The 21,580-nt window shown below is 40.2% G+C and carries 21 protein-coding genes and 2 pseudogenes; 3 read left to right on the forward strand and 20 right to left on the reverse strand.

The features are described 5' to 3' along the window. Positions 1-2: 2 nt before the first annotated feature. The 5 genes from PCY12_RS07410 to PCY12_RS07430 all read right to left on the reverse strand — a co-directional run bounded on the left by PCY12_RS07410 (position 3) and on the right by PCY12_RS07430 (position 5,937). A complete protein-coding gene (locus PCY12_RS07410; protein ID WP_000665422.1) occupies positions 3-323 on the reverse strand; it encodes a PadR family transcriptional regulator in 321 nt (106 codons plus the stop codon). A gap of 331 nt (positions 324-654) precedes the next feature. After that, complete coding sequence (metG, locus tag PCY12_RS07415; protein ID WP_301352259.1) at positions 655-2,652, reverse strand: methionine--tRNA ligase; 1,998 nt, start codon at positions 2,650-2,652, stop codon at positions 655-657. Between the two features lie 133 nt (positions 2,653-2,785). After that, the gene (locus tag PCY12_RS07420) at positions 2,786-4,045 is read right to left on the reverse strand and encodes an ABC transporter permease (RefSeq protein WP_301352261.1); all 1,260 of its coding nucleotides are present in this window, start codon (positions 4,043-4,045) and stop codon (positions 2,786-2,788) included. A gap of 1 nt (position 4,046) precedes the next feature. After that, positions 4,047-4,748, reverse strand: coding sequence for an ABC transporter ATP-binding protein (locus PCY12_RS07425; protein ID WP_000811469.1), 702 nt, complete (start codon positions 4,746-4,748; stop codon positions 4,047-4,049). Continuing rightward, complete coding sequence (locus PCY12_RS07430) at positions 4,732-5,937, reverse strand: efflux RND transporter periplasmic adaptor subunit (protein ID WP_301352262.1); 1,206 nt, start codon at positions 5,935-5,937, stop codon at positions 4,732-4,734. The genes PCY12_RS07425 and PCY12_RS07430 overlap by 17 nt, the downstream gene beginning before the upstream one ends. 270 nt (positions 5,938-6,207) lie before the next feature. Here PCY12_RS07430 and gor point away from each other — a divergent pair, with 270 nt between their 5' ends. Then, positions 6,208-7,554, forward strand: coding sequence for a glutathione-disulfide reductase (gor, locus tag PCY12_RS07435; RefSeq protein WP_301352263.1), 1,347 nt, complete (start codon positions 6,208-6,210; stop codon positions 7,552-7,554). A gap of 197 nt (positions 7,555-7,751) precedes the next feature. After that, positions 7,752-8,288, forward strand: coding sequence for a biotin transporter BioY (locus PCY12_RS07440; protein ID WP_301352265.1), 537 nt, complete (start codon positions 7,752-7,754; stop codon positions 8,286-8,288). Between the two features lie 53 nt (positions 8,289-8,341). Here PCY12_RS07440 and PCY12_RS07445 read toward each other — a convergent pair whose 3' ends face one another. Further along, positions 8,342-8,557, reverse strand: a complete 216-nt coding sequence (locus tag PCY12_RS07445) for a YdbC family protein (RefSeq protein WP_000807422.1) — start codon at positions 8,555-8,557, stop codon at positions 8,342-8,344. A 98-nt stretch (positions 8,558-8,655) separates the two neighbouring features. On the opposite strand from PCY12_RS07445, the gene PCY12_RS07450 reads away from it, so the two are divergent. Continuing rightward, positions 8,656-8,976: a hypothetical protein gene (locus PCY12_RS07450; protein WP_172930969.1), complete on the forward strand. Its 321-nt coding sequence runs from the start codon at positions 8,656-8,658 to the stop codon at positions 8,974-8,976. Between the two features lie 30 nt (positions 8,977-9,006). Here the strand turns inward: PCY12_RS07450 and PCY12_RS07455 are convergent, their stop codons facing one another. The 14 genes and pseudogenes from PCY12_RS07455 to metK form a co-directional block, all read right to left on the reverse strand. Beyond that, complete coding sequence (locus tag PCY12_RS07455) at positions 9,007-9,345, reverse strand: ATP cone domain-containing protein (RefSeq protein ID WP_001196040.1); 339 nt, start codon at positions 9,343-9,345, stop codon at positions 9,007-9,009. A gap of 11 nt (positions 9,346-9,356) precedes the next feature. Next, positions 9,357-10,076, reverse strand: coding sequence for a tRNA (guanosine(37)-N1)-methyltransferase TrmD (trmD, locus tag PCY12_RS07460; protein WP_138707214.1), 720 nt, complete (start codon positions 10,074-10,076; stop codon positions 9,357-9,359). After that, on the reverse strand, positions 10,066-10,584 hold the full coding sequence (rimM, locus tag PCY12_RS07465) for a ribosome maturation factor RimM (RefSeq protein ID WP_301352267.1): 519 nt from the start codon (positions 10,582-10,584) through the stop codon (positions 10,066-10,068). Before rimM ends, trmD begins: the two co-directional genes overlap by 11 nt. A 30-nt stretch (positions 10,585-10,614) precedes the next feature. Beyond that, positions 10,615-11,403 (reverse strand): alpha/beta hydrolase, encoded by a 789-nt coding sequence (locus PCY12_RS07470; protein WP_301352269.1) that lies wholly within the window; start codon positions 11,401-11,403, stop codon positions 10,615-10,617. A gap of 97 nt (positions 11,404-11,500) precedes the next feature. Beyond that, positions 11,501-11,831: pseudogene (locus tag PCY12_RS07475) on the reverse strand (MazG nucleotide pyrophosphohydrolase domain-containing protein). A 162-nt stretch (positions 11,832-11,993) separates the two neighbouring features. Further along, a complete protein-coding gene (locus PCY12_RS07480; RefSeq protein WP_301352271.1) occupies positions 11,994-12,893 on the reverse strand; it encodes a transposase in 900 nt (299 codons plus the stop codon). Between the two features lie 96 nt (positions 12,894-12,989). Next, positions 12,990-13,175, reverse strand: a pseudogene (locus PCY12_RS07485) (helix-turn-helix domain-containing protein); the annotation flags it as partial. A gap of 140 nt (positions 13,176-13,315) precedes the next feature. After that, on the reverse strand, positions 13,316-13,573 hold the full coding sequence (locus PCY12_RS07490; protein WP_000371299.1) for a DUF896 family protein: 258 nt from the start codon (positions 13,571-13,573) through the stop codon (positions 13,316-13,318). A gap of 42 nt (positions 13,574-13,615) precedes the next feature. After that, on the reverse strand, positions 13,616-15,652 hold the full coding sequence (gene glyS / locus PCY12_RS07495; protein ID WP_301352272.1) for a glycine--tRNA ligase subunit beta: 2,037 nt from the start codon (positions 15,650-15,652) through the stop codon (positions 13,616-13,618). A gap of 211 nt (positions 15,653-15,863) precedes the next feature. Beyond that, a complete protein-coding gene (glyQ, locus tag PCY12_RS07500) occupies positions 15,864-16,781 on the reverse strand; it encodes a glycine--tRNA ligase subunit alpha (protein ID WP_000038733.1) in 918 nt (305 codons plus the stop codon). A gap of 18 nt (positions 16,782-16,799) precedes the next feature. Continuing rightward, positions 16,800-17,561: an elongation factor Tu gene (locus PCY12_RS07505; protein ID WP_301352273.1), complete on the reverse strand. Its 762-nt coding sequence runs from the start codon at positions 17,559-17,561 to the stop codon at positions 16,800-16,802. Between the two features lie 272 nt (positions 17,562-17,833). Then, on the reverse strand, positions 17,834-18,676 hold the full coding sequence (locus PCY12_RS07510) for an aldo/keto reductase (RefSeq protein ID WP_301352275.1): 843 nt from the start codon (positions 18,674-18,676) through the stop codon (positions 17,834-17,836). Between the two features lie 76 nt (positions 18,677-18,752). After that, on the reverse strand, positions 18,753-20,144 hold the full coding sequence (gene pgdA / locus PCY12_RS07515; RefSeq protein ID WP_301352276.1) for a peptidoglycan-N-acetylglucosamine deacetylase PgdA: 1,392 nt from the start codon (positions 20,142-20,144) through the stop codon (positions 18,753-18,755). Positions 20,145-20,238: 94 nt separating this feature from the next. Beyond that, positions 20,239-21,429: a methionine adenosyltransferase gene (gene metK / locus PCY12_RS07520; protein WP_301352278.1), complete on the reverse strand. Its 1,191-nt coding sequence runs from the start codon at positions 21,427-21,429 to the stop codon at positions 20,239-20,241. Positions 21,430-21,580 lie beyond the last annotated feature (151 nt).

A 21,580-nucleotide genomic window follows, 5' to 3' on the forward strand; every position in this document is an offset into this window, starting at 1 on the left:
GTTTACCCCCCATTCTTAATCCCTTCTACTTTTTGACTCAAATCGTCCCATTGTTGCCAAAAGACGGAGACACGCTCTTCTCCTTCTTTCGTTAATGAAAAATACTTCCGATCTGGACCATCTGGCGACGGGCGCATGTCGCCTCTTATCCATTGATTTTTTTCTAACTTTTGCAACAAAGGATAAATAGTTCCTGGAACGATAGTGTCAAATCCAGCCTCTCGCAAAGTCTGAACCAACTCATAACCATACCGCTCTTTTTGACCAATCATATCCAAGACACAACCTTCAAGAACACCTTTTAATAGTTGAGTTTCCTTCATCCCTTCCCCCTTCTAATCTATTTTGTAATACCTACTAGTAGCTTCATCAATAATATACCACTTTTACACTAGTTTGTAAAGCATAATAGTTAATACTCTTCGAAAATCTCTTCAAACCATGTCAGCGTCGCCTTAGCGTATGTATATGTAACTGACTTCGTCAGTCTTATCTACTACCTCAAAACGGTGTTTTGAGCTGACTTCGTCAGTTTCATCTACAACCTCAAAACCATGTTTTGAGCAACCTGTGGCTAGTTTCCTAGTTTACTCTTTGATTTTCATTGAGTGTAAATAAAAAAACAGAACTAGCATGAACTAGTCCTGTCTATTTTTACCCAATCACACTTCCGTTTGGTACAGCTGGATCAACTGTGAGAAGGGTTAATTGTCCATCATGTTCAGCTGAGAGGATCATACCTTGGCTGACATATTTTTTCATCATTTTACGTGGTTTGAGATTGGCAACGATTTGGACTTTCTTGCCGACCAATTCTTGTTCGTTTGGATAGTATTTGGCAATTCCTGAGAGGATTTGACGATCTTCACCATCACCAGCATCCAAGCGGAATTGAAGCAACTTATCTGAACCTTCTACTTTAGACACTTCTTTGACTTCTGCGACACGGATTTCGACCTTGTCAAAGTCTTCAAACTTGATTTCATCCTTGTTTAGTTTGAGTTCGACTTCGTCTGGATTCCATTCTTTTTCGACTGCTGGTTTGTTTCCTTCCATTTGTTCCTTGATATAGGCGATTTCTTCTTCCATATCCAGACGTGGGAAGATTGGAGTTCCTTTAGCAACTACAGTCACATTTTCTGGGAAGTCAGCCAAGCTCAAGTTTTCAAGGCTCGCTACTTCTTCCAAGCCAAGTTGATTCAAGACTGCACGACTGGTTTCCATCATAAACGGCTCAATCAAGTGAGCGACGACACGAAGGCTAGCTGCCAAGTGGCTCATAACACTTGCCAATTGATCGCGGAGTACTTCATCCTTGGCCAAGACCCACGGAGCTGTCTCGTCGATGTATTTGTTAGTACGAGAGATAAGGGTCCAGACTGCTTCAAGGGCACGTGGGTAGTCAACTGCTTCCATGTGAGTATGGTAGTCAGCGATTGATTCAGCAGCTACTTGAGCAAGAGCATGGTCAAACTCTGTTACACCTTCTACATAGGCAGGAATTTGTCCATCAAAGTACTTGTTAATCATAGAAACCGTACGGTTGAGGAGGTTCCCAAGGTCATTGGCCAATTCGTAGTTGATACGGCCTACATAGTCTTCTGGAGTGAAGGTTCCATCTGAACCAACTGGAAGGCTACGCATGAGGTAGTAACGAAGTGGATCTAGTCCAAAACGCTCTATCAACATTTCAGGATAGACAACATTCCCTTTTGATTTAGACATCTTGCCGTCTTTCATGACAAACCAACCATGACCAATCAAACGTTCTGGCAATTTGATATCCAACATCATAAGAAGGATTGGCCAGTAGATTGAGTGAAAACGAAGGATGTCTTTTCCAACCATATGGAAGACTGTTCCGTTCCAGAACTTGTCAAAGTTAGCGTGTTCGTCTTGATCGTAGCCAAGAGCTGTCACATAGTTGAGTAGAGCATCAAACCAAACATAGACAACGTGTTTTGGATTTGATGGGACTGGTACACCCCAGGTAAAGGTGGTACGAGATACCGCCAAATCCTCTAAACCTGGCTCAATGAAGTTGCGAAGCATTTCATTCAGACGACCATCTGGAGTGATAAATTCAGGATGGGCTTTGAAAAAGTCTACCAAACGATCTTGGTATTTGCTGAGGCGAAGGAAGTATGATTCTTCAGATACCCATTCAACCTCGTGTCCTGATGGAGCAATTCCACCTGTCACGTTTCCAGCTTCGTCACGGAAAACTTCCGCAAGCTGGCTTTCTGTAAAGAATTCCTCATCTGATACTGAGTACCAACCAGAGTATTCACCCAAATAGATGTCATCTTGAGCAAGCAAGCGCTCAAAGACCTGTGCTACCACTTTTTCATGGTAGTCATCAGTTGTACGGATAAATTTATCGTATGAGATATCTAGTAATTGCCAGAGTTCTTTGACTCCAACTGCCATCCCATCAACATAGGCTTGAGGGGTGATTCCAGCTTCTTCCGCTTTCTGCTGGATTTTCTGACCATGTTCATCAAGACCTGTCAAATAAAAGACATCGTAGCCCATCAGGCGTTTGTAACGTGCTAGGACATCACAAGCGATGGTTGTGTAGGCAGAACCGATATGAAGTTTACCAGATGGGTAGTAAATCGGCGTTGTAATATAAAAATTCTTTTCAGACATAATTTTTCCTTTCCAGGCAAATGAAACCTGTTTTTCTAACACTTCATTATATCACATTTTTAAGGATTTTCGATAAGGAAATCCATACAAAAACAAGACAGACTGATGTCTATCTCGTTTTTTATCTTTTAAATTATTCATAACGAAGGGCTTCGATTGGGTCAAGTTTCGATGCCTTGTTGGCTGGCAAGACTCCAAAAATCATACCCACGCTAGCCGAAACTGTAAGACTAAATAGGGCAACTGGAATTGATACTCCAACTTCTATACCCGCAATCAAACCTTGCAGTAACAAACCTGCTAAGGCAGTTAAACCACTTGCAATTGTCAAGCCAATCAAGCCACCTAACAAGGTCAAAATCATGGATTCAATCAAAAACTGGATTAAAATATTGGCACGCGTTGCACCCAAAGCCTTACGGAGACCAATCTCACGGGTACGCTCTGTAACAGAAACCAGCATGATATTCATAACACCAGTTCCTCCAACAAAGAGAGAAATTCCTGCGATAGCACTAATAATCGTCGTCATAAAACTAAACGATTGTTGAACTTCTGCAAATGCAGCTGACTCATCTGCTACTTGATATTCTCCCTGTTGCAAGCCAGCAAGCTCTGTCATTTTTCGTGCTAATTCTGGCCCCAGAGTTTGAGTCAAGCTTGTATCATTCACTCGAAAGACAATATTAGCTATTTCATCTACATTAAAATTCGCAGCAAGGGAGATATTTGTGGTAATAGGCAAGCCGCCAAGACCATATATTTTTGAATTTTTAGATTCTGGGCTAGTATAAACACCAATGACTCGATAACTAAAACCATTGACTTCTACAACCTTGTTAATAGCCTCTTGAGGAGAGCCAAATAGACTAATGGATAATTCTTCATCAAGCAAAATAACACTTGCAAACTCTTTGAAATCTTGCTCTCTCAGACTACGACCTGCAAGAATTTCATTCTTAACAGCGTCCATATAGGTTCTATTCCCGCCTGTCAAATTGGCATTTTCAACCTTTTTATCTTGATAAGTCAAGATGGCGTTCGTTGAGTTGGTTACATAGTAATTATCCACTCCCTTGAGTTTGGCTGCCTCCTTAACCCAAGATTCTTGCGGTTTTGGTGGTTCAACAGGAACTTCCTCTTCTTTTCCAGAAACCGTAAAAGCTGATTGTTTCTGAGTAAAAGACCCATCTTTACTTTTTTTAGAAGAGAAAAAGACACTAATATTCTTCTGAGATCTGGTCATGTTTTTATTAAGCTGTCGAGACATGGAATCACCCAGAGCCATAATCACAACAACCGATGAAACACCGATAATAATCCCAATCATGGTAAGCAAAGAACGCATCTTGTGAGCCATAATAGATGAAAAGGCAAATTTCAGATTCTGCATCTTAGTTTTCCTCCTTTTCTAACTGAGCACTATCAGATGAAATAACTCCATCGCGAATGACAATCTGACGTTTGGCATAAGCAGCTATTTCAGGCTCATGCGTTACCATGATAATGGTTTTTCCTTCTTTGTTCAAGTCAACCAATAGTTGCATAATTTGATTTCCTGTTTTGGTATCCAAGGCTCCTGTCGGTTCGTCTGCTAAGATAATAGAAGGATTGTTTACCAAGGCACGCGCAATAGCCACACGTTGCTTTTGACCACCAGATAATTCCGAAGGCAAATGATGACTACGTTCTGTCAATTCAACCTTATCTAGATATTCCTCAGCTAACTTGCGACGTTTTGAAGCCGAAACTCCTGCGTAAATCAAGGGCAATTCTACATTTTGCAGAGCATTGAGTTTCGATAGAAGAAAGAACTGCTGAAAGACAAAACCGATTTGTTGGTTGCGAACCTTAGCTAGTTGTTTTTCACCCAATCCAGCCACTTCTTGACCTTCAAGATAATACTCTCCACTACTTGGTGTATCCAACATGCCAATCGTATTCATGAGAGTAGACTTACCAGAACCAGATGGTCCCATAATGGCAACAAACTCACCCTCATTCACTTCTAGGTTGATATTTTTGAGAACCTGCAGTTCTTGGTCACCGTTACGGTAGCTTCTGCAGATATTTTTTAGACTAATTAGTTGCTTCATCAGCCTTCACCTCTTTTCCTTCTTCCAAGGAAGACGTTGGGTTACTGATGACCTTGACTCCATTTGTCAGACCTGAAGTGATTTCTTGGTTGTCTGCATCAGCATTGCCCAAACCAACTTCCACTTTCTTGGCCTTTTTCTGCTCGTCAAGCACCCAGACATAATTCTTATCATTTTCAGTCACAACACTTGTTAGAGGAACCAAAATGGCTTTACTCTTATTTTTGACCTCAACACTTACTGAGAATCCTTGTTTCAAATCACCGATTTCACTTGTAACATCAATAGTGTATGGATATTTAGAACCAGAATTACCAGAAGCTGCGGCAGCTGGACTAGCTGCTTCACCATTGTTTTTAGGATAGTCAGAAATATAGCTTAATTTCCCAGTCCATTTTTTATCAGGATACACTTTAGAAGTAAAGCTTACTTCTTGACCTACAGATAGGTTGGCGAGGTTATATTCAGACAGTTCTCCCTTAACTTGCAAGTTTTCATTACTTACGACATGAACGACTACTTGGCTAGCTCCTGTTGGAGATTTAGAAACATTGTGGTTGACTTCGACCACAGTTCCCTCTAGGGTACTGAGAACCGTCATTGCATCTAACTGACTTTGAGCCTTACTTAATTGCGCCGCAGCGTCTGCACGCGCATCACGGGCATCACCCAACTGAGCGTCAATAGAAGCAACAGAATTTCCAGCCACTGGAGTTGGACTTTGCACCGTTGCATCTTCTCCTCCTGCTGGCGCAGAGGCTTGAGGAGCCGGAGCTGAAGCGGCTTCATTTCGCGCTTGGTTGAGTTCGTTGATATGACGATCTGCCTTAGCTACTGCTCGACTCGCTGAATCATAGGCTGCCTGGGCTTCTGAACTACTGTACTTGACTAAAGCCTGTCCTTCACTGACTTTATCACCCACAGAAACAAGGATTTCATCTAAATCTCCCTTACTAGCATCAAAATAAACATATTGTTCATTTTTTGCTGTTACTGTCCCTGACAATAAAACAGAGGAGGCCACGCTTCCTTCCTTGGCAACAACAAGATGAGTAGGCTCATCTTTTACAGCAGTCTGAGAAGGTTGTCTAAAGAGTAAAATCCCCCCGGCACCCAATACAACTACACTGGCAGCACCGATTGCTGCATACAATTGCCACTTTTTAGCTTTACCATTCTTTTTCTTCATAATGAAACTCCTTTTTGATTTAAAGTTCTTAACAATATTATACAAAAATTATCAATTTGAAATAATGACATTTCAGGATTTAATTATTGTTCGGAATTTATTTTACAATCATTGTACTAGTTATATCATACACTTTATTTTTCTTTTTTGCAAGCCTTTTCTTGAATTTTTTGTACGTAGCAGATTTTTGCAATCACATCAAAAAAAAGATAGAATATGACTATCAAAAAATGACACTCTACTATTTAGAAGAGTACAAAGGAGTTTTCAATGAGAGAATACGATATCATTGCTATCGGTGGAGGTAGCGGAGGAATTGCCACCATGAACCGTGCTGGTGAACATGGAGCCAAAGCTGTCGTTATTGAGGAAAAGAAACTAGGTGGAACCTGCGTCAACGTCGGCTGTGTTCCTAAGAAAATCATGTGGTACGGGGCGCAAATCGCTGAGACTTTCCATCAATTTGGAGAAGACTACGGCTTTAAAACTACTGATCTTAACTTTGACTTTGCAACCCTACGTCGCAATCGTGAAGCCTACATTGATCGCGCTCGTTCTTCTTATGATGGCAGTTTTAAACGCAACGGAGTAGACTTGATTGAAGGTCATGCTGAATTTGTAGATTCTCATACTGTTAGCGTAAATGGTGAGCTGATTCGTGCTAAACATATCGTGATTGCTACTGGTGCCCATCCAAGTATTCCAAACATTCCTGGTGCTGAACTAGGTGGCTCTTCTGATGATGTATTTGCCTGGGAAGAATTGCCAGAGTCAGTTGCAATTCTAGGCGCTGGTTATATCGCCGTTGAATTGGCTGGCGTACTCCACACTTTTGGTGTCAAGACAGACCTCTTTGTTCGCCGTGATCGCCCTTTACGTGGTTTTGATTCCTACATCGTTGAAGGTCTGGTCAAGGAAATGGAAAGAACAAACTTACCACTTCATACTCACAAAGTCCCTGTCAAGTTAGAAAAAACTACTGACGGCATTACCATTCATTTCGAAGATGGTACTAGTCACACAGCTAGCCAAGTTATCTGGGCTACAGGCCGCCGTCCAAACGTTAAGGGCTTGCAACTTGAAAAAGCTGGAGTAACCCTGAACGAACGTGGCTTTATCCAAGTGGATGAATACCAAAATACTGTTGTTGAGGGAATCTATGCTCTAGGTGATGTAACAGGCGAGAAAGAACTGACTCCAGTTGCAATCAAGGCTGGGCGTACCCTATCAGAACGTCTCTTTAACGGAAAAACAACTGCAAAAATGGACTACTCAACTATTCCAACTGTTGTCTTTTCACACCCTGCTATCGGAACTGTCGGATTGACAGAAGAGCAAGCTATCAAAGAATATGGTCAAGACCAAATCAAGGTTTACAAATCAAGCTTTGCATCTATGTACTCTGCCGTTACTAGCAATAGACAAGAATCCCGTTTCAAATTGATCACAGCTGGTTCAGAAGAAAAAGTTGTCGGACTTCATGGAATTGGCTATGGTGTTGATGAAATGATTCAAGGATTTGCTGTTGCTATCAAAATGGGAGCAACCAAGGCTGACTTTGATGCAACTGTAGCGATTCACCCAACTGCATCCGAAGAATTTGTAACCATGCGTTAATCGAAATAAAGGAAGCTGATACAAATGTGTCTGCTTCTTTTTTTAATTTCTTACAAATCTACAAAACAATTATCCAACTCAACCAGTAAGCAAAATCGGCTGTTACAATTTTTGTTACCTTGTTTTTAAAAATAGGTTGACAATGATTACTCTACGAGTATAATAGTTACTATATATCAGAAAAGAGGTTAACTATTTTGAAAAAAGCTCACGTTTATGCTACCCCTGCTATTGGGGCTGCTCTCATTGCTGTTTTGGCACAAATCAGTCTTCCAATTGGACCTGTCCCCTTCACTCTGCAAAACTTTGCAATCGGCTTGATTGCTACTGTCTTTAGACCGAGAGAGGCTGTACTTTCTGTTGGACTCTATCTTCTTCTAGGTGCTATCGGTCTTCCTGTTTTTGCAGGAGGTGGAGCTGGTTTTCAAGCTTTAGTTGGTCCTACTGCAGGTTATCTTTGGTTTTATCTTGTATACTCTGGACTTACTTCTTCCCTAACTAACAGCGAGAGTGGTATTGTCAAGATTTTTCTTGCAAACCTCTTGGGTGATGCCCTTGTCTTTGTCGGCGGGATTCTCAGCTTACATTTTCTTGCTGGAATGGCATTTGAAAAAGCTCTTGTTGTGGGGGTCATTCCCTTTATCATTCCAGACCTTGGTAAACTTCTGGCTATTAGTTTTATTAGCCGTCCCCTACTTCAACGCCTTAAAAATCAGGCTTACTTTGCTAACTAAAAAAGGATATCGAGTTGTCATGACTCAATATCCTTTTCTTTCATTTTGAAAACTTAGTTGCCTTTAAAAGCATCCACCATTGTTTGAAATTCTTCATTGGAGAGAGTAATCCCCTTGCCCATTTTAGTATGATCTGGACTCCAAGCACGAATATCAAACTTTGCAGGGGCACCATTAAAGCTCACACGGTTGATTTCCTTAGTCCAACCTTTTTCGTTTTCAGAAAGAGTCAACAAGTGCTCTTCGATTTCAAATGTAAATTCTGCCATTTTCTTCTCCTTTTTTAACTTTCATCTGATTATTCGTAAAATCTTGTAGATTTTAGGAAAATTTTATATAATATTGATATAAAAGAAGGGAGGCCACTATGAGACATAAATTCCAGCAAGTTCTAGGTAAAATACATGACTTTTTAAATGGACATGACCAACCAGACCAGACTGAAAGCAACTCCCTTACAGCCACTATTGAAGAGGCTATCCAGAAACAAACCGCTGTTCACCTTATCTTGTCAGAGACAAGTTTTACAGGTGACATCATCAAATACGATCAGCAAGGACAGCAAATTATTGTGAAAAATTTTGCCAAAAATGTGACCCGTATTATCCGCATAAGCGATATTCAACGCCTGCGATTTGTCCCTTCAACTGTCCAAACAGCCCAAAAAAATAGATTTAAGAAAGAGTGAGATGTAGTTGCTTCATCCCACTCTTTTTTCTTAGCGAATTTGTTCAAAATGTAAATGAACTGCGATATGATCTCCATAACCACTTCTTTCCAAGTCACGTTGTAAACGATAGGAAATGTAGTGTTCTGCAATGGTAATGTAACCTGCACCCAGTAGACGATGTTCAACCATAGACTGAATCATGCTGATAGTAGCACGTTCCACCTTGGCCTCTTCCAAATCCAAAACCACTTTCTTAGTGACTTGTGCAAGGTTTTGACGCAAATCATCTGTCAATACATAGACAGTCTGGGCTGCCTTTAAGATAGCTTGGTAAATCTTATCTGGATTAAATTCAGCAATTTCTCCATCACGTTTGATTACTTGCATAGGTTTCTCCTTTATTCTTTGTTTTCTTTAATTTCTGCCAGCATTTTTTCTTCTTCTGCTGTCAGTTGATAATCTTCAAGCAAATCCGGTCTGCGCTCGTAGGTTTTCTTTAAACTCTCATACAGGCGCCACTGACGAATCTTTTCATGGTGCCCGCTCATCAGAACATCTGGGACAACCATGCCTCGATAATCATAGGGACGTGTGTACTGAGGGTATTCAAGAAGGCCTGAAGAAAAACTATCATCTTGGTGGCTAGACTCCTTGCCAATCACTTCTGGAATCAGGCGTACCGTAGCATCAATCATGGTCATAGCCGCCAACTCTCCACCAGTCAAGACATAGTCGCCCAAGGAAATCTCATCTGTCACCAAGGTCTTGATCCGCTCATCATAGCCCTCATAGTGACCGCAGATAAAGATAAGTTCTTCCTCTTGGGCCAAATCCTCAGCATAAGCCTGATCAAACTGCTTTCCAGCAGGATCAAGGAGAATGACGCGCGGATTTTTCTTTTCAATAGCATCAAAGGCATCGAAAATAGGTTGGGCTCGGAGCAGCATCCCCTGACCGCCTCCGTAGGGCTCATCGTCGACATGGCGGGCCTTTTCAGCATTTTCTCGGAAATTATGATACTGGATATCCAAGAGCCCTTTTTCTCGAGCCTTTCCAACGATTGAGTGCTCCAGTGGAGAAAACATCTCCGGAAAGAGGGTTAAAATATCAATCTTCATCGTCTAACCCTTCTAAGATTTCCACATCGACGCGGTTATTCGGAATATCAACATTGAGAATCACTAGTGGGATATAAGGCAAGAGCAAGTCACGCTTGCCTTTTCGCTTGACCACCCAGACATCGTTAGCACCTGGTTGCAGGATTTCTTTGATGGTTCCAATCAAGTTATCACCCTCATAGACCTCCAAGCCGATAATCTCGTGATAGTAGAATTCACCGTCGTCTAAATCATTCAAATCTTCCTCAGCAACCTTGAGACTGTATCCCTTATACTTTTCGATAGCGTTGATATGGTACATATCTTTGAATTTAATAATGTCAAAGTTCTTCTGTTTACGGTGGCTAGCAATGGTCACTGTTTGAACGAACTGATCTTTTTCATCAAACAAGGCCAGCTCAATACCTTTTTTAAACCGTTCTTCTGCAAAATCCGTCACAGACAAGACTCGCATCTCACCCTGTAATCCCTGCGTATTGACGATTTTCCCAACATTAAAGTAGTTCATCTTGTCTCCTGTAGTCTCCTTCTTTCCATCTTATTCTGACAATTCTCGAATAATAGCCGCAATTTTTTCGGATTCTGACCATTGTAAATAATGGTGATTCCCTCCTAAAATGAGTCTAGCATTGGAAGTCCAATATTCTGATTCTCTGTACTCTTTTTCTCTATAAGGCTGACAAAAAACAAATACAGGGATACAATCTGGTATTGATACATCCTCAAAATCTTCCTCAGTAATCTCTCCAGATATCTGAAATCCTGGATTTTGTTTTTCTAACTCTAAGCCTTTTTCTTGCATTATTTCCCAGATTTCTTTATTCATTTCAGTACTAAATGTTGCTTGAGTTAAGTTCTTAAAATAAAGTTCAGGACCACACTCGTCAATCAGCCTCATCTGCTCTTCCATTTCTGGATAAGGATTTTCTGAAAAATCAGCAAACATGACATTTTTAGTTGTCGGTTCAATTGCTACTAAAGCCTGACACTTAATTGGTTTGTTGAGCAATTTACAAGCTAAAATTCCACTCAAACTATGTACACAAAGTATATATTCAGAAATCCCTAATTCTTCAAGTACTTCATAAACTGCATCTACAAGATTATCCAGATTTTTGTCAGATTGGTCATGAATCGGACTCCTACCTGTGTTCGGAAAATCAATTGTCAAATAACCAATTGTAGGAGGAAGTTTTTCAAGTATAAGTGAAAAATTTTCATAACTTGGTAGCAAACCTGCTCCATTTAAACAAACTAGCACTTTCTTTTGCTTTTGATAAGTAACAGAGAGACTACCAATTTTCGTAGATACTTCAATCCTCTTCATAAAGAAATCCACTCGTTCTATATAATGAATTATTAAAAATCCTTATCCCTTATTTTATCACGTTCCAAGGATTTTCTCAAGTTGGAGGAAGGGGACATCAATTCTCCTTCACCTTCAAAAATCCTTCCAAATCACGTTCATGTTGGTAGTTAACGGCTGCGGTTTTGTCTTTCTCAAAGATAGTCTTGGTAAGGTCAATATGATTAATAGCTGCGATTGCGACGGTGTAGTGAATGATATCAGCCAGTTCTCTGGCAAGTTCCTCGTTCGAATCCTATCCCTTCTTTTCTACCAGAACGACCATTCAAAACCTCAGCTACTTCTCCGACTTCCTCCACTAACTTCATAAAGAGACCTTCCTCAGTCCGAGACTGCTGGTAATGTTCGAGTAAGTAGTCTTGGAATTGTCTAAACGTTAAATCTTTCATCTTCTATTCCTCGCAAAAAAGCGAGACATTCGTCCAATGTCATTAAGTTAGTGATCTAACTACTGTAATAGGAGATATGATTGAGGTCATCAAAGTGATTCTCTATCGCATCTTCTATTTTTTGCATAACAAATAAAGGTTTTTTACCCTGTTTTTTGAGATTTATGTTACTCTATAGATGAAATCAACTACCGATTGAGCTTTTATCTTTCTTGGATATTTTCGATTCGATCGAATAATAGATAACTGTTTCTTGAGGTAGTTTTTCAACTGGAGAGAAGAAAGGGAACCGTTAAAAAACAAACGGCAGGCATAAGCCGCATCTGAGAAACACACTTTATATCTTTGTTTTTTGTGACTATTGTCGATGGCAACTTGCGAGGTTACCCAACGACAAAAGTTAAAATTTGTAAAGCGAGCAAAAATTTCTTGGAGCATCCCTTCCTTCTTTTTGGCATGAAAATTGACCAAGCCAATACTGTATTTCAGATCACGAAAACTAGTCTCTATGTCCCATCTGCTGGCGTAGAGATTTTTTAATTCTTGGACTGAATAGTCTGTATTCGTCACCAGAGTTTCGTATTTTCCTTCTTTCACTTCTAAACGCACCATACGAAAAGGAAGTTCATAGAGTGCTACAGGATCTTGTTTTTGACTTGTTTCTGGAAGAAAATCAAAAGTAGAATTGTGTGGAATAAAATGATAGTCATTGGGAAAATCATGATAAAGTTTTTTGAGCTGATTGGTTTGCTTTCGTGATAATGTTAGAGAAAATGTTTGCTCAAAACACTCCGTATTTGGCAAGTTGAAGGAGGAACACATAGCAGGTTTTATTTGATAGCGTCTTTGAACAAAGGCTGAATTTGAAACTGTCAGTCTGGTATCTAGTAATTCTTTTGACAAGGATTTCCCTCCCATTCCCAGAATGGTACGAATCATAGTTTCTAGTGATAACCTTCTTTTATGAGTAAAGGCCTGTTCAGCTTGTTTGACGAACTCAACTTTTTGACCAATGATACTATGAATACTCTTATTCAAGTGGGATTTTATCTGTTTTATCATGGAAAGCACCTCCTTAACTATAGTTTATCACATAAAAAAGAAACCCAAATACAGAATTGTATTTGAATTTCTTAACTTAATGAGATTGAATCCTAACTCCTCATATTTTTTTACATTTCGCCAAATCGTTGTTTGATTACAGTCTAAAAGCTCTATAATCTCTTTATAAGATTTGCCCATCAGACGAAATAGAACGATTTGAAGGCGTTTATGATATTTAGCTGTACTAGAGTCTTTTAAAAGTGTTTTGATGACTTGGATTTCTTCTTTAGTTGATTTCATATCACTATTATATAATGCTTTTTGATTTTGGTCTAGTATTAGATTATTTTTTCTGTCTCACTTTTGGGGTACAGCCCATTTATGTCTGCTAGTCTTTTGGTTATTATTTCATCTATCTTTGTTAAAAGAAAGAATACTGATTATGAATTTGGATCATCGAGACTACGACCATGTAACCCTTTTTCACGTTGGACTTGACGTAGTTTCTCTGGTGTAACATCGTTTCCTTCTTCGTCCACAATTTTGATCCCTTCGATGTGGTGACGAACAGTGCGACGATAACCTTCGATGTACTCCTCACGTAGTTTGGCTTGTTCTACTTTTTCTTCTGGGGTCAAGCCTTCTGTTTTTTTCTTTTTGGCAAGCTCGTTGATACGATCAATTTTTTTAGGATCCATGTTTCTCTCCTTTATGATAAGATTTAATCCGTTTAACAGATTTTATTTGGTATTGATTTGGTTAAAGCGTGCAAGTTTAGCTGCTTTTTGAGTTAAATGAGACAAGATAGCCAAACGATTTTGACGGACAGCCTGATCTTCGGCCATAACCATAGTATTTTCAAAGAAAGCATCAATAACTGGACTAAGCGCAAAGAGCTGTTTCAATTGCTGACTTGCAGCCCCTGACAAAACGAGTGATTCTACTGCTTCTGCCAAGATTTTCTCTTCTTCATTCTCAAAGAGAGCTGAATCAACTGTAGCTACTCCTTCTGCCTTATCAGCCAAGTTGAAGGCACGAGAGAGGGATTCGACAGATGGTTTGAAATCTTCTTCCTTGCTTGCTTCTACGAGAGCACTTGCTGCTTCCAACATATCCGCCACAACAAAGTTTGATCCTGCAAGAACGGCTTCCTTGATGTCTTTTGGAGTAGAACCCATCATCTTATCAACACGAGCCTTGATAAAGTTCATAACTTCTGCTTTATTTTCATAAGTCAAGCTGTCAAATTTCAAAGCATAAAGGCTATCAATCAGCTCATCCATAGCAATGTGCCAACCAAAGGCATCCAAGATACGAACCACACCTTGCGTCGCACGACGAAGGGCATAAGGGTCATTAGAACCTGATGGAATCAAGCCTACTGAGAAGAAACTCAAAATCGTATCCAATTTGTCTGCAATGGCTAGAATGGCTCCAACCTTGCTCTCTGGAAGTTCTCCTTCGGCTGATGTAGGCATGTAGTGTTCACGAATAGCAGCTGCCACTGCTGGAGTTTCACCAGCAAGAAGGGCATATTTTTCACCCATAATTCCTTGGAGCTCGTCAAATTCACCAACCATACCTGTCAACAAGTCAAACTTGTAAATGGCTGCTGCACGGGCTAGGTCAACTGTTTCATCAGCTGATAAACCTGCTTTTTCTGCCAAGAGAATAGCAATCTGACCAGTACGAATCATGTGTTCACGAAGGGAACCAATTTTCTCATGGAAAGTCACATTGTTTAATTTTTCAACAAGATCTGAAATCACCAATTTTTGGTCTTCACGCCAGAAGAATTCTCCGTCTTCCAAGCGGGCTACCAAAACTTTTTCATTTCCTTTGATGACATTTTCCAAATGCTCTGCGTTTCCGTTACGAACAGAAATGAAGTTTGGCAAGAGTTTACCGTCTTGATCACGAACAACAAAGTAACGTTGATGTTCCTTCATCGAAGTCACTAAGACTTCTTCTGGAACTTCAAGGTATTTGGCATCAAAGCTTCCCATAAAGGCAGTTGGGTATTCAACCAAGTTCAAGACTTCATTCAGCAAATCCGCATCAATTTCGATATGTACACCATGCTCAGTTTCGATTGCTTTGATTTGGTCAACAATCATTTGCTCACGTTCACGTGGGTCTGCAATTACAAACTGACGACGAAGGTCTTCTTCATAGCTCAAAGCTGACTGAATCTGGGTTTCTTGTCCCAAGAAACGATGGCCACGGCTCACACGCCCTCCCTTAATATCAAGGAAATCCAAATCAAACTCTTCTTCATCTAAAAGAACAGTTAAAGTGTGAACAGGACGAATGTATTCAAAGGTGTTGTTAGCCCAGTGCATGCTGACAGGGAAAGTCAAGGACTTCAAGACGTCTACTACACCTGGAACAATGGCTTCAACTGGTTGACCCACTTCTTCCTTGGTAACATAGACATATTCTTCACCCTTGATTTCACGGAATTCAATATCTTCAACCGTCAAGCCTTTCCCACGGACAAATCCTTGAGCTGCTTTGGTGAAGTTTCCATCACTATCCAAGGCAATTTTCTTTGCTGGACCCTTGAAATCTTCTGTCAAATCAGACTGTTTGTCTGCAAGACCAGTCACACGAACAGCCAAACGACGTGGTGTTGAGAAGGTTTGAACAGCTTCAAAATACAGGCGGTTTTCCTTGAGGAAGGCTGCCATTTTTTCGCCTAGTTGTTTTTCACTTGGCGTAACAACATAGGCTGGTAATTCTTCAAGACCGAGTTCTACTAATAAGTTTTTTGTCATATTTTTTCTCCGAAAAGTATCTTTTTATTTTCCAGTTTGCCTTATGTGATTGGCACGCAAGCAACCAACTTCGTTGTTTCATTGCTAAAGTTGGAGCCAAAAGTCTCCAATTTTGCCTAGTATCCTTAGTTTCACTAAGGATACCTTCATCACTGCGGCAACTGGCTCAGGGCTCACTCTGTTCGCCCATTTTCGTAATTTGTCACTCTCACTATTCTGCGTCTTCTGCTAAGAGTTTAGCTCTTGTAGCTTCATCTAAAAGTGGGTAGCCTAGGCGTTTGCGCTCTGCGACAAAGGTTTTGGCTACGACGCGGGCCAAGTTACGGATACGTGCGATATAGCCTGCGCGTTCTGTTACAGATACGGCACCACGCGCATCAAGTAGGTTAAAGGTATGTGAACATTTGAGAACATAGTCATAGGCAGGGTGCACCAATCCTTCTTCCAAGGCACGACCAGCTTCTTTTTCAAACTTATCAAAGTTTTCAAGCAACATTTCTTGATCCGAAATTTCAAATGAATATTTTGAGTGCTCATACTCAGGCTGAATAAAGATTTCTCCGTATTTTACACCATCAGCCCACTCAATATCATAGACAGAGTCTACTTCTTGGATGTAAGAAGCCAAACGTTCCAAACCATAGGTAACTTCCGCAGTCACAGGGCCAGTTGCCAATCCACCTACTTGTTGGAAATATGTGAACTGAGTAATTTCCATCCCATCAAGCCAAACTTCCCAACCAAGACCAGCTGAACCAGTTGATGGGTTTTCCCAGTTGTCCTCAACGAAACGAATATCGTGCTCCAAAGGATTGATTCCCAATTTTTCCAAAGACTCAAGGTACAGTTCCTGGATATTTGATGGAGATGGCTTCATGACCACTTGGAATTGGTGGTGTTGGTAAAGACGGTTAGGATTTTCTCCGTAACGACCGTCAGCAGGACGACGTGATGGTTCTACATAAGCCGCATTCCATGGTTCAGGTCCGATAGCACGAAGGAAAGTGTAAGGACTCATTGTTCCCGCACCTTTTTCATTGTCATAAGCCTGCATGAGCATACAACCTTGGTCATTCCAAAATTGTTGCAAAGTAAGGATGATTTCCTGGAAAGTCAATTTTTTAGACATTGTTTACTCCTTTAGTTTTTATATTTCTTTTTCAATTAACTTCTGCTGAACAAACCAATCTAACAAGGGAAGAGTTTTATCTGTATTTGCCCATAAATGATAAGAATCGAAGACCGCTTGTACACTACCTAGATTTTCTACCAACTTATCTATTGTCAAAAAACTACGCCAGTATTCGTAAAAAATATTTGCATAGTTCTTATCATAAGTCGAAGAACCAAAATCATTCAATGAATGCCAACCATACTTCTTCTGAAAAAGTTCTACAAGAGACTGATTACAAATTTTTTCCGCTTGAAATTCCTCTTCTGTCAAGAAATACTTGCGACTAATATATTCAACCATCCCCTCTTCGAACCAGATATAAGAGTCGTAACCATCAAAATCATCTAAAAAATACTCCGACCAATGAGCTAACTCATGTCCTACAATCTGCAAGAGGAAATTTTCAGATAAAGAATGATAGTGACTTTCTATTGCTTGAGTTTGCTGAGAACACTCGTAGTCCATCAACTGATACAAATACAACTCTTTCCAAACAGCTAAATCAGGCGTCATAACCATTCGTCTATTATTTGTATAGGCTGGAACAGCACTTTCCCTAATAATCTGTGTGGCAGCATTAAAACTTGACCAAATAACAGCTTGTGGTAAATCACAGACTGCAAGTTCATTCTTTAAAAAATATTGATAATCTTTCAACTTTTCAGTATTTCTTACTACAAAATCACGAAATGCAGCTAGTTGACTATCGTCTTTTACAAGATAAAGGTTTTCCACGTCTCTCCTTTCTTTCACACAATAGACTGAATAAGCAAAAGAACCGCGTCCGACAATCCTAGGTTGATTTAACCTAGGGGCGTCAGAAACGCGGTTCCACCCTAATTTATTACTTCATTGTTTTTGAAAATACTACAGAAAGCGCCAGCACTTTATTTTGCTCTACTTGGCTCCCACTATCCCAAGCTCGCTTGAAGAACGCCATAAGACTTTCTTTCCTGCTGACTATTATATCAAAAATTAGAACAATGTACAATTCTTTTTATGATTTTCTAAAAATCCATATCATCAACTCGTGGAGCACCCGACTGAACCGCTATCGTTTTTAAGGTTTCTCGCTCCTCATGACTCAGTTCAATTCCGAAGCAATCAAGATTAGCCTGAATACGAGAGGCTGTAACAGATTTCGGAAGTGGTAAAAATCCTTCTGCTAAGCTCCAGGCCAAGGCTATCTGAGCAACAGACATTCCATGATTTGCCGCAATTTCTTGCACTTGCTTGCTATCAAACAGTTCTCCCTGACCAAAAGGTCCCCAAGCTTCCAATAAAATTCCTTTTTCTCTACAGTAAGCTACGACTTTCTCTTGATACACACCTGGCGCCAAGCGGATTTGATTGACCGCTGGAACGATAGTTACCGTTTCAAGCAAGGCATCCAAATGATGGGGAAGGAAATTACTAACTCCAATAGCACGGATTTTGCCTTCTTGATAGAGGTCTTCCATAGCTCTCCAAACTTCCGCATTGCGAGTTTTCCATGCGTCATTTTCTCTGAGCGGTTTTGGGTTCGGCCAATGAATCAAATACAGATCCAAATAATCCAAGCCCAGCTTCTCTAAAGACTTTGCAAAAGCCTGACGAGCTTGCTCATAGGTTTGTTGGCTATTCCAAAGCTTGGTAGTTACGAACAATTCCTCTCGTGGAACTCCGCTATCTTTGATTGCTTGACCAACACTTTCTTCATTCTGATAAATCGCCGCCGTATCAATATGACGATAACCAGCCTTTAAAGCCTCTAGGACAGCTTGATAGGCAATCTCTCCATTTTCAGCTTTCCAGGTTCCAAATCCCAGAACTGGAATCGTAACACCATTATTTAAAGTATAAGATTTCATTATTTTTCCTTTCTATGTGAAGAAAATCCAAAGAAACAAATTTTCAAGGAAAACTTATCTCTTTAGATTTTGTGTATTATTGATCACGGTCATAGTAAAGCTGGTGAGCTTTAAGACGAGTGTCTAACAAATCTGGTATGGTTACAAAGTCATAACCTTGCCCTTTCAAATAGTCAATAACCTTAGGTAGAGCATTGACCGTCTCAGCATGGATATCATGCATGAGAATGATAGAACCATTCTTGACTTCACGTTGAATTTCTGTCAAAATAGCTGCTTCATTTTTACTCTTCCAGTCCAGACTATCCACATCCCACATAATAAAGCTTAAATCCAGGCTATTGCGAATGTCGTCTGTAATGACTCCATAAGGGGGACGCATAAGTTTAGAGCTAGAACCCAGCACCTTAGTTAGCGCATCCTCCGTATCAGTAATTTGTTTTTTAGCTTCATCAAGGGAAAGTTTTGAAAGCACTGGATGACTCCAACTATGGTTTCCAATAACATGACCATCTGCTTTCATTCGTTTCAAAATCTCTTCATTGCCAGAAACATTCTTACCTAAAACAAAGAAAGTTGCCTTGATACCATACTTAGAAAGTGTATCTAATGCTTGATTTGTCGTCGCAGGATTTGGTCCATCATCAAAAGTCAAGGCCACTACTTTACGATTTTTCTTTTCATAATAAGCCTTATATAGCTCTGCATCCTTATCTAATAAATAAGAAGACTGAATAACTTCAAAGAAACTAGATACCGGCAAGGCAATCTCATCCAGATTTTCAACAGGCTGACTCGGATAAATAAGAATTTGGCTATCCTTGTAATCAAAATTCCATGCAGATAAGTCTTGGTCGGAGAAGCTTTTTACAATCTGATTACTCTGGTCTTGCTCTATTTTCTTATCCTCTAGGACGGAGGTCAATTCTTTTATCAGTTGTTCCTTAGCCTTACTAGCATCTGAAAACAGTTGGTCAAGTGTAAAAGGTTGCCCATCTTCTGTTAAGTGAACCTTTCCTAGACTGGTCTTTTCAGTCTCTTCAACCTTAAAATCAACTAAATCATAGATTTGTTTGGTCGCATTACGATTGACGACTCCCTTTAAACCTGACTCTTCTTGCTCTGTATAGTAGAAAACAAGATTGTCCTTACTTTCTAATTTGTCCTTAATGTCTTGATTTATCAGCTCCTTAGCAGACGAAATCACTTCCGAGCCTTGGAGAGGATAATAGGCAATCACTTCGGTTTGACCCTTACGAAAATGATCCTTCTGATTTCCCTCACTTAATTGATTATCTTTATCATTTTTTAAAGACTCAATTTTTTTTTCGAAACTTTGCTTTGTATATACTTTGTATCCAATCATTGAACCAAGGACGCAAATACTTACCGAAAAGATAGCTACCAGGGCTATTAGACTCATTCTTATCTTATCGTGATTCTCACGCTTTGCTCTACTTTTATCCATAAGACCATCATATCAAATTCAAGCTATAATTTCAATGATTTTGGAGGAAATAGTATATTAAAAAGAGAGGGAGTTCCCTCTTTCTTCAATTCATTTATTTGACTGCTTCTTTTAAAGCATCTACCTTGTCCAAACGTTCCCATGGAAGGTCAATATCTGTACGTCCCATGTGTCCATAAGCTGCTGTTTGACGGTAGATTGGACGTTTAAGATCCAACATTTGGATAATTCCTGCAGGGCGAAGGTCAAAGATTTGACGAGCCGCTTTTTCAAGCTTGCTTTCAGCTACCGTTCCTGTACCGAAGGTATCGATACGGACAGAAACAGGTTGGGCAACACCGATAGCGTAAGCCAATTGTACTTCCGCCTTCTTAGCAAGACCCGCTGCAACAATATTCTTGGCAATATAACGAGCTGCATATGACGCAGAACGGTCCACCTTAGTCGCATCCTTACCAGAGAAGGCACCACCACCATGACGAGAGTAGCCACCATAGGTATCCACGATAATCTTACGACCAGTCAAGCCTGAGTCTCCTTGAGGTCCACCGATTACAAAGCGACCAGTTGGATTGATGAAGAATTTTGTTTGCTCATCCAAGTAAGAGGATGGAATAACCTCTTTGATAACCTTGTTAATCACATCATTGTGAATTTGTTCGTTGCTGACTTCTGGATCGTGCTGAGTTGAAATAACGACTGTGTCCACACGTACTGGACAGTCATTTTCATCGTACTCAACCGTAACCTGTGATTTGGCATCTGGGCGAAGATAGCTAATTTCCCCAGACTTACGAAGTTCTGCCAGACGACGAACCAACTTGTGACTGAGTGAGATTGGAAGTGGCATGAGTTCTTCTGTTTCATCTACCGCAAAACCAAACATGAGACCTTGGTCTCCAGCACCAATCAAATCAAGTGGATCTTGATCTGCATTTCCACGAACCTCCAAGGCTTCGTTAACACCTTGGGCGATATCCGGTGACTGCTCAACAAGTGACGGATGGACTCCCACTGTCTCAGCAGAAAATCCATATTCTGTATTGGTATAGCCAATCTCTGCAATGGTATCACGAACCACACGGTTAATATCCACATAGGCATTTGTAGAAATTTCACCAAAAACGTGGACGGAACCAGTATATACAGCTGTCTCAGCAGCAACGTGCGCCTCTGGATCCTTGGCTAAAATAGCATCCAAAATCGCATCTGAAATTTGATCTGCAATCTTATCTGGGTGCCCCTCAGATACAGATTCAGACGTGAATAATTTACGTTCTGACATAAAAATGTCCCCCCTTAAAAATAGTGTTATAGAGTTACAAAGTACTGATAGGTATTTTCATTTTCTAAGAGTTACGACGCGAAAGAAATAAAAACGATACTTTTTTATTTCTGAAGCTAGTAAGGCGCATAGGGTGACTGCCTTATAGCGG

Origin of the sequence: Streptococcus sp. SPS1 (genome assembly GCF_030439915.1) — a bacterium.
Classification (GTDB): domain Bacteria; phylum Bacillota; class Bacilli; order Lactobacillales; family Streptococcaceae; genus Streptococcus.

Coding starts and splice junctions, on each gene's coding strand:
- PCY12_RS07410 (WP_000665422.1), bottom strand. CDS start 323: ATGAAGGAAACTCAACTATTAAAAGGTGTTCTTGAAGGTTGTGTCTTG.
- metG (WP_301352259.1), bottom strand. CDS start 2,652: ATGTCTGAAAAGAATTTTTATATTACAACGCCGATTTACTACCCATCT.
- PCY12_RS07420 (WP_301352261.1), bottom strand. CDS start 4,045: ATGCAGAATCTGAAATTTGCCTTTTCATCTATTATGGCTCACAAGATG.
- PCY12_RS07425 (WP_000811469.1), bottom strand. CDS start 4,748: ATGAAGCAACTAATTAGTCTAAAAAATATCTGCAGAAGCTACCGTAAC.
- PCY12_RS07430 (WP_301352262.1), bottom strand. CDS start 5,937: ATGAAGAAAAAGAATGGTAAAGCTAAAAAGTGGCAATTGTATGCAGCA.
- gor (WP_301352263.1), top strand. CDS start 6,208: ATGAGAGAATACGATATCATTGCTATCGGTGGAGGTAGCGGAGGAATT.
- PCY12_RS07445 (WP_000807422.1), bottom strand. CDS start 8,557: ATGGCAGAATTTACATTTGAAATCGAAGAGCACTTGTTGACTCTTTCT.
- PCY12_RS07450 (WP_172930969.1), top strand. CDS start 8,656: ATGAGACATAAATTCCAGCAAGTTCTAGGTAAAATACATGACTTTTTA.
- PCY12_RS07455 (WP_001196040.1), bottom strand. CDS start 9,345: ATGCAAGTAATCAAACGTGATGGAGAAATTGCTGAATTTAATCCAGAT.
- trmD (WP_138707214.1), bottom strand. CDS start 10,076: ATGAAGATTGATATTTTAACCCTCTTTCCGGAGATGTTTTCTCCACTG.
- rimM (WP_301352267.1), bottom strand. CDS start 10,584: ATGAACTACTTTAATGTTGGGAAAATCGTCAATACGCAGGGATTACAG.
- PCY12_RS07470 (WP_301352269.1), bottom strand. CDS start 11,403: ATGAAGAGGATTGAAGTATCTACGAAAATTGGTAGTCTCTCTGTTACT.
- PCY12_RS07480 (WP_301352271.1), bottom strand. CDS start 12,893: ATGATAAAACAGATAAAATCCCACTTGAATAAGAGTATTCATAGTATC.
- PCY12_RS07490 (WP_000371299.1), bottom strand. CDS start 13,573: ATGGATCCTAAAAAAATTGATCGTATCAACGAGCTTGCCAAAAAGAAA.
- glyS (WP_301352272.1), bottom strand. CDS start 15,652: ATGACAAAAAACTTATTAGTAGAACTCGGTCTTGAAGAATTACCAGCC.
- glyQ (WP_000038733.1), bottom strand. CDS start 16,781: ATGTCTAAAAAATTGACTTTCCAGGAAATCATCCTTACTTTGCAACAA.
- PCY12_RS07510 (WP_301352275.1), bottom strand. CDS start 18,676: ATGAAATCTTATACTTTAAATAATGGTGTTACGATTCCAGTTCTGGGA.
- pgdA (WP_301352276.1), bottom strand. CDS start 20,144: ATGGATAAAAGTAGAGCAAAGCGTGAGAATCACGATAAGATAAGAATG.
- metK (WP_301352278.1), bottom strand. CDS start 21,429: ATGTCAGAACGTAAATTATTCACGTCTGAATCTGTATCTGAGGGGCAC.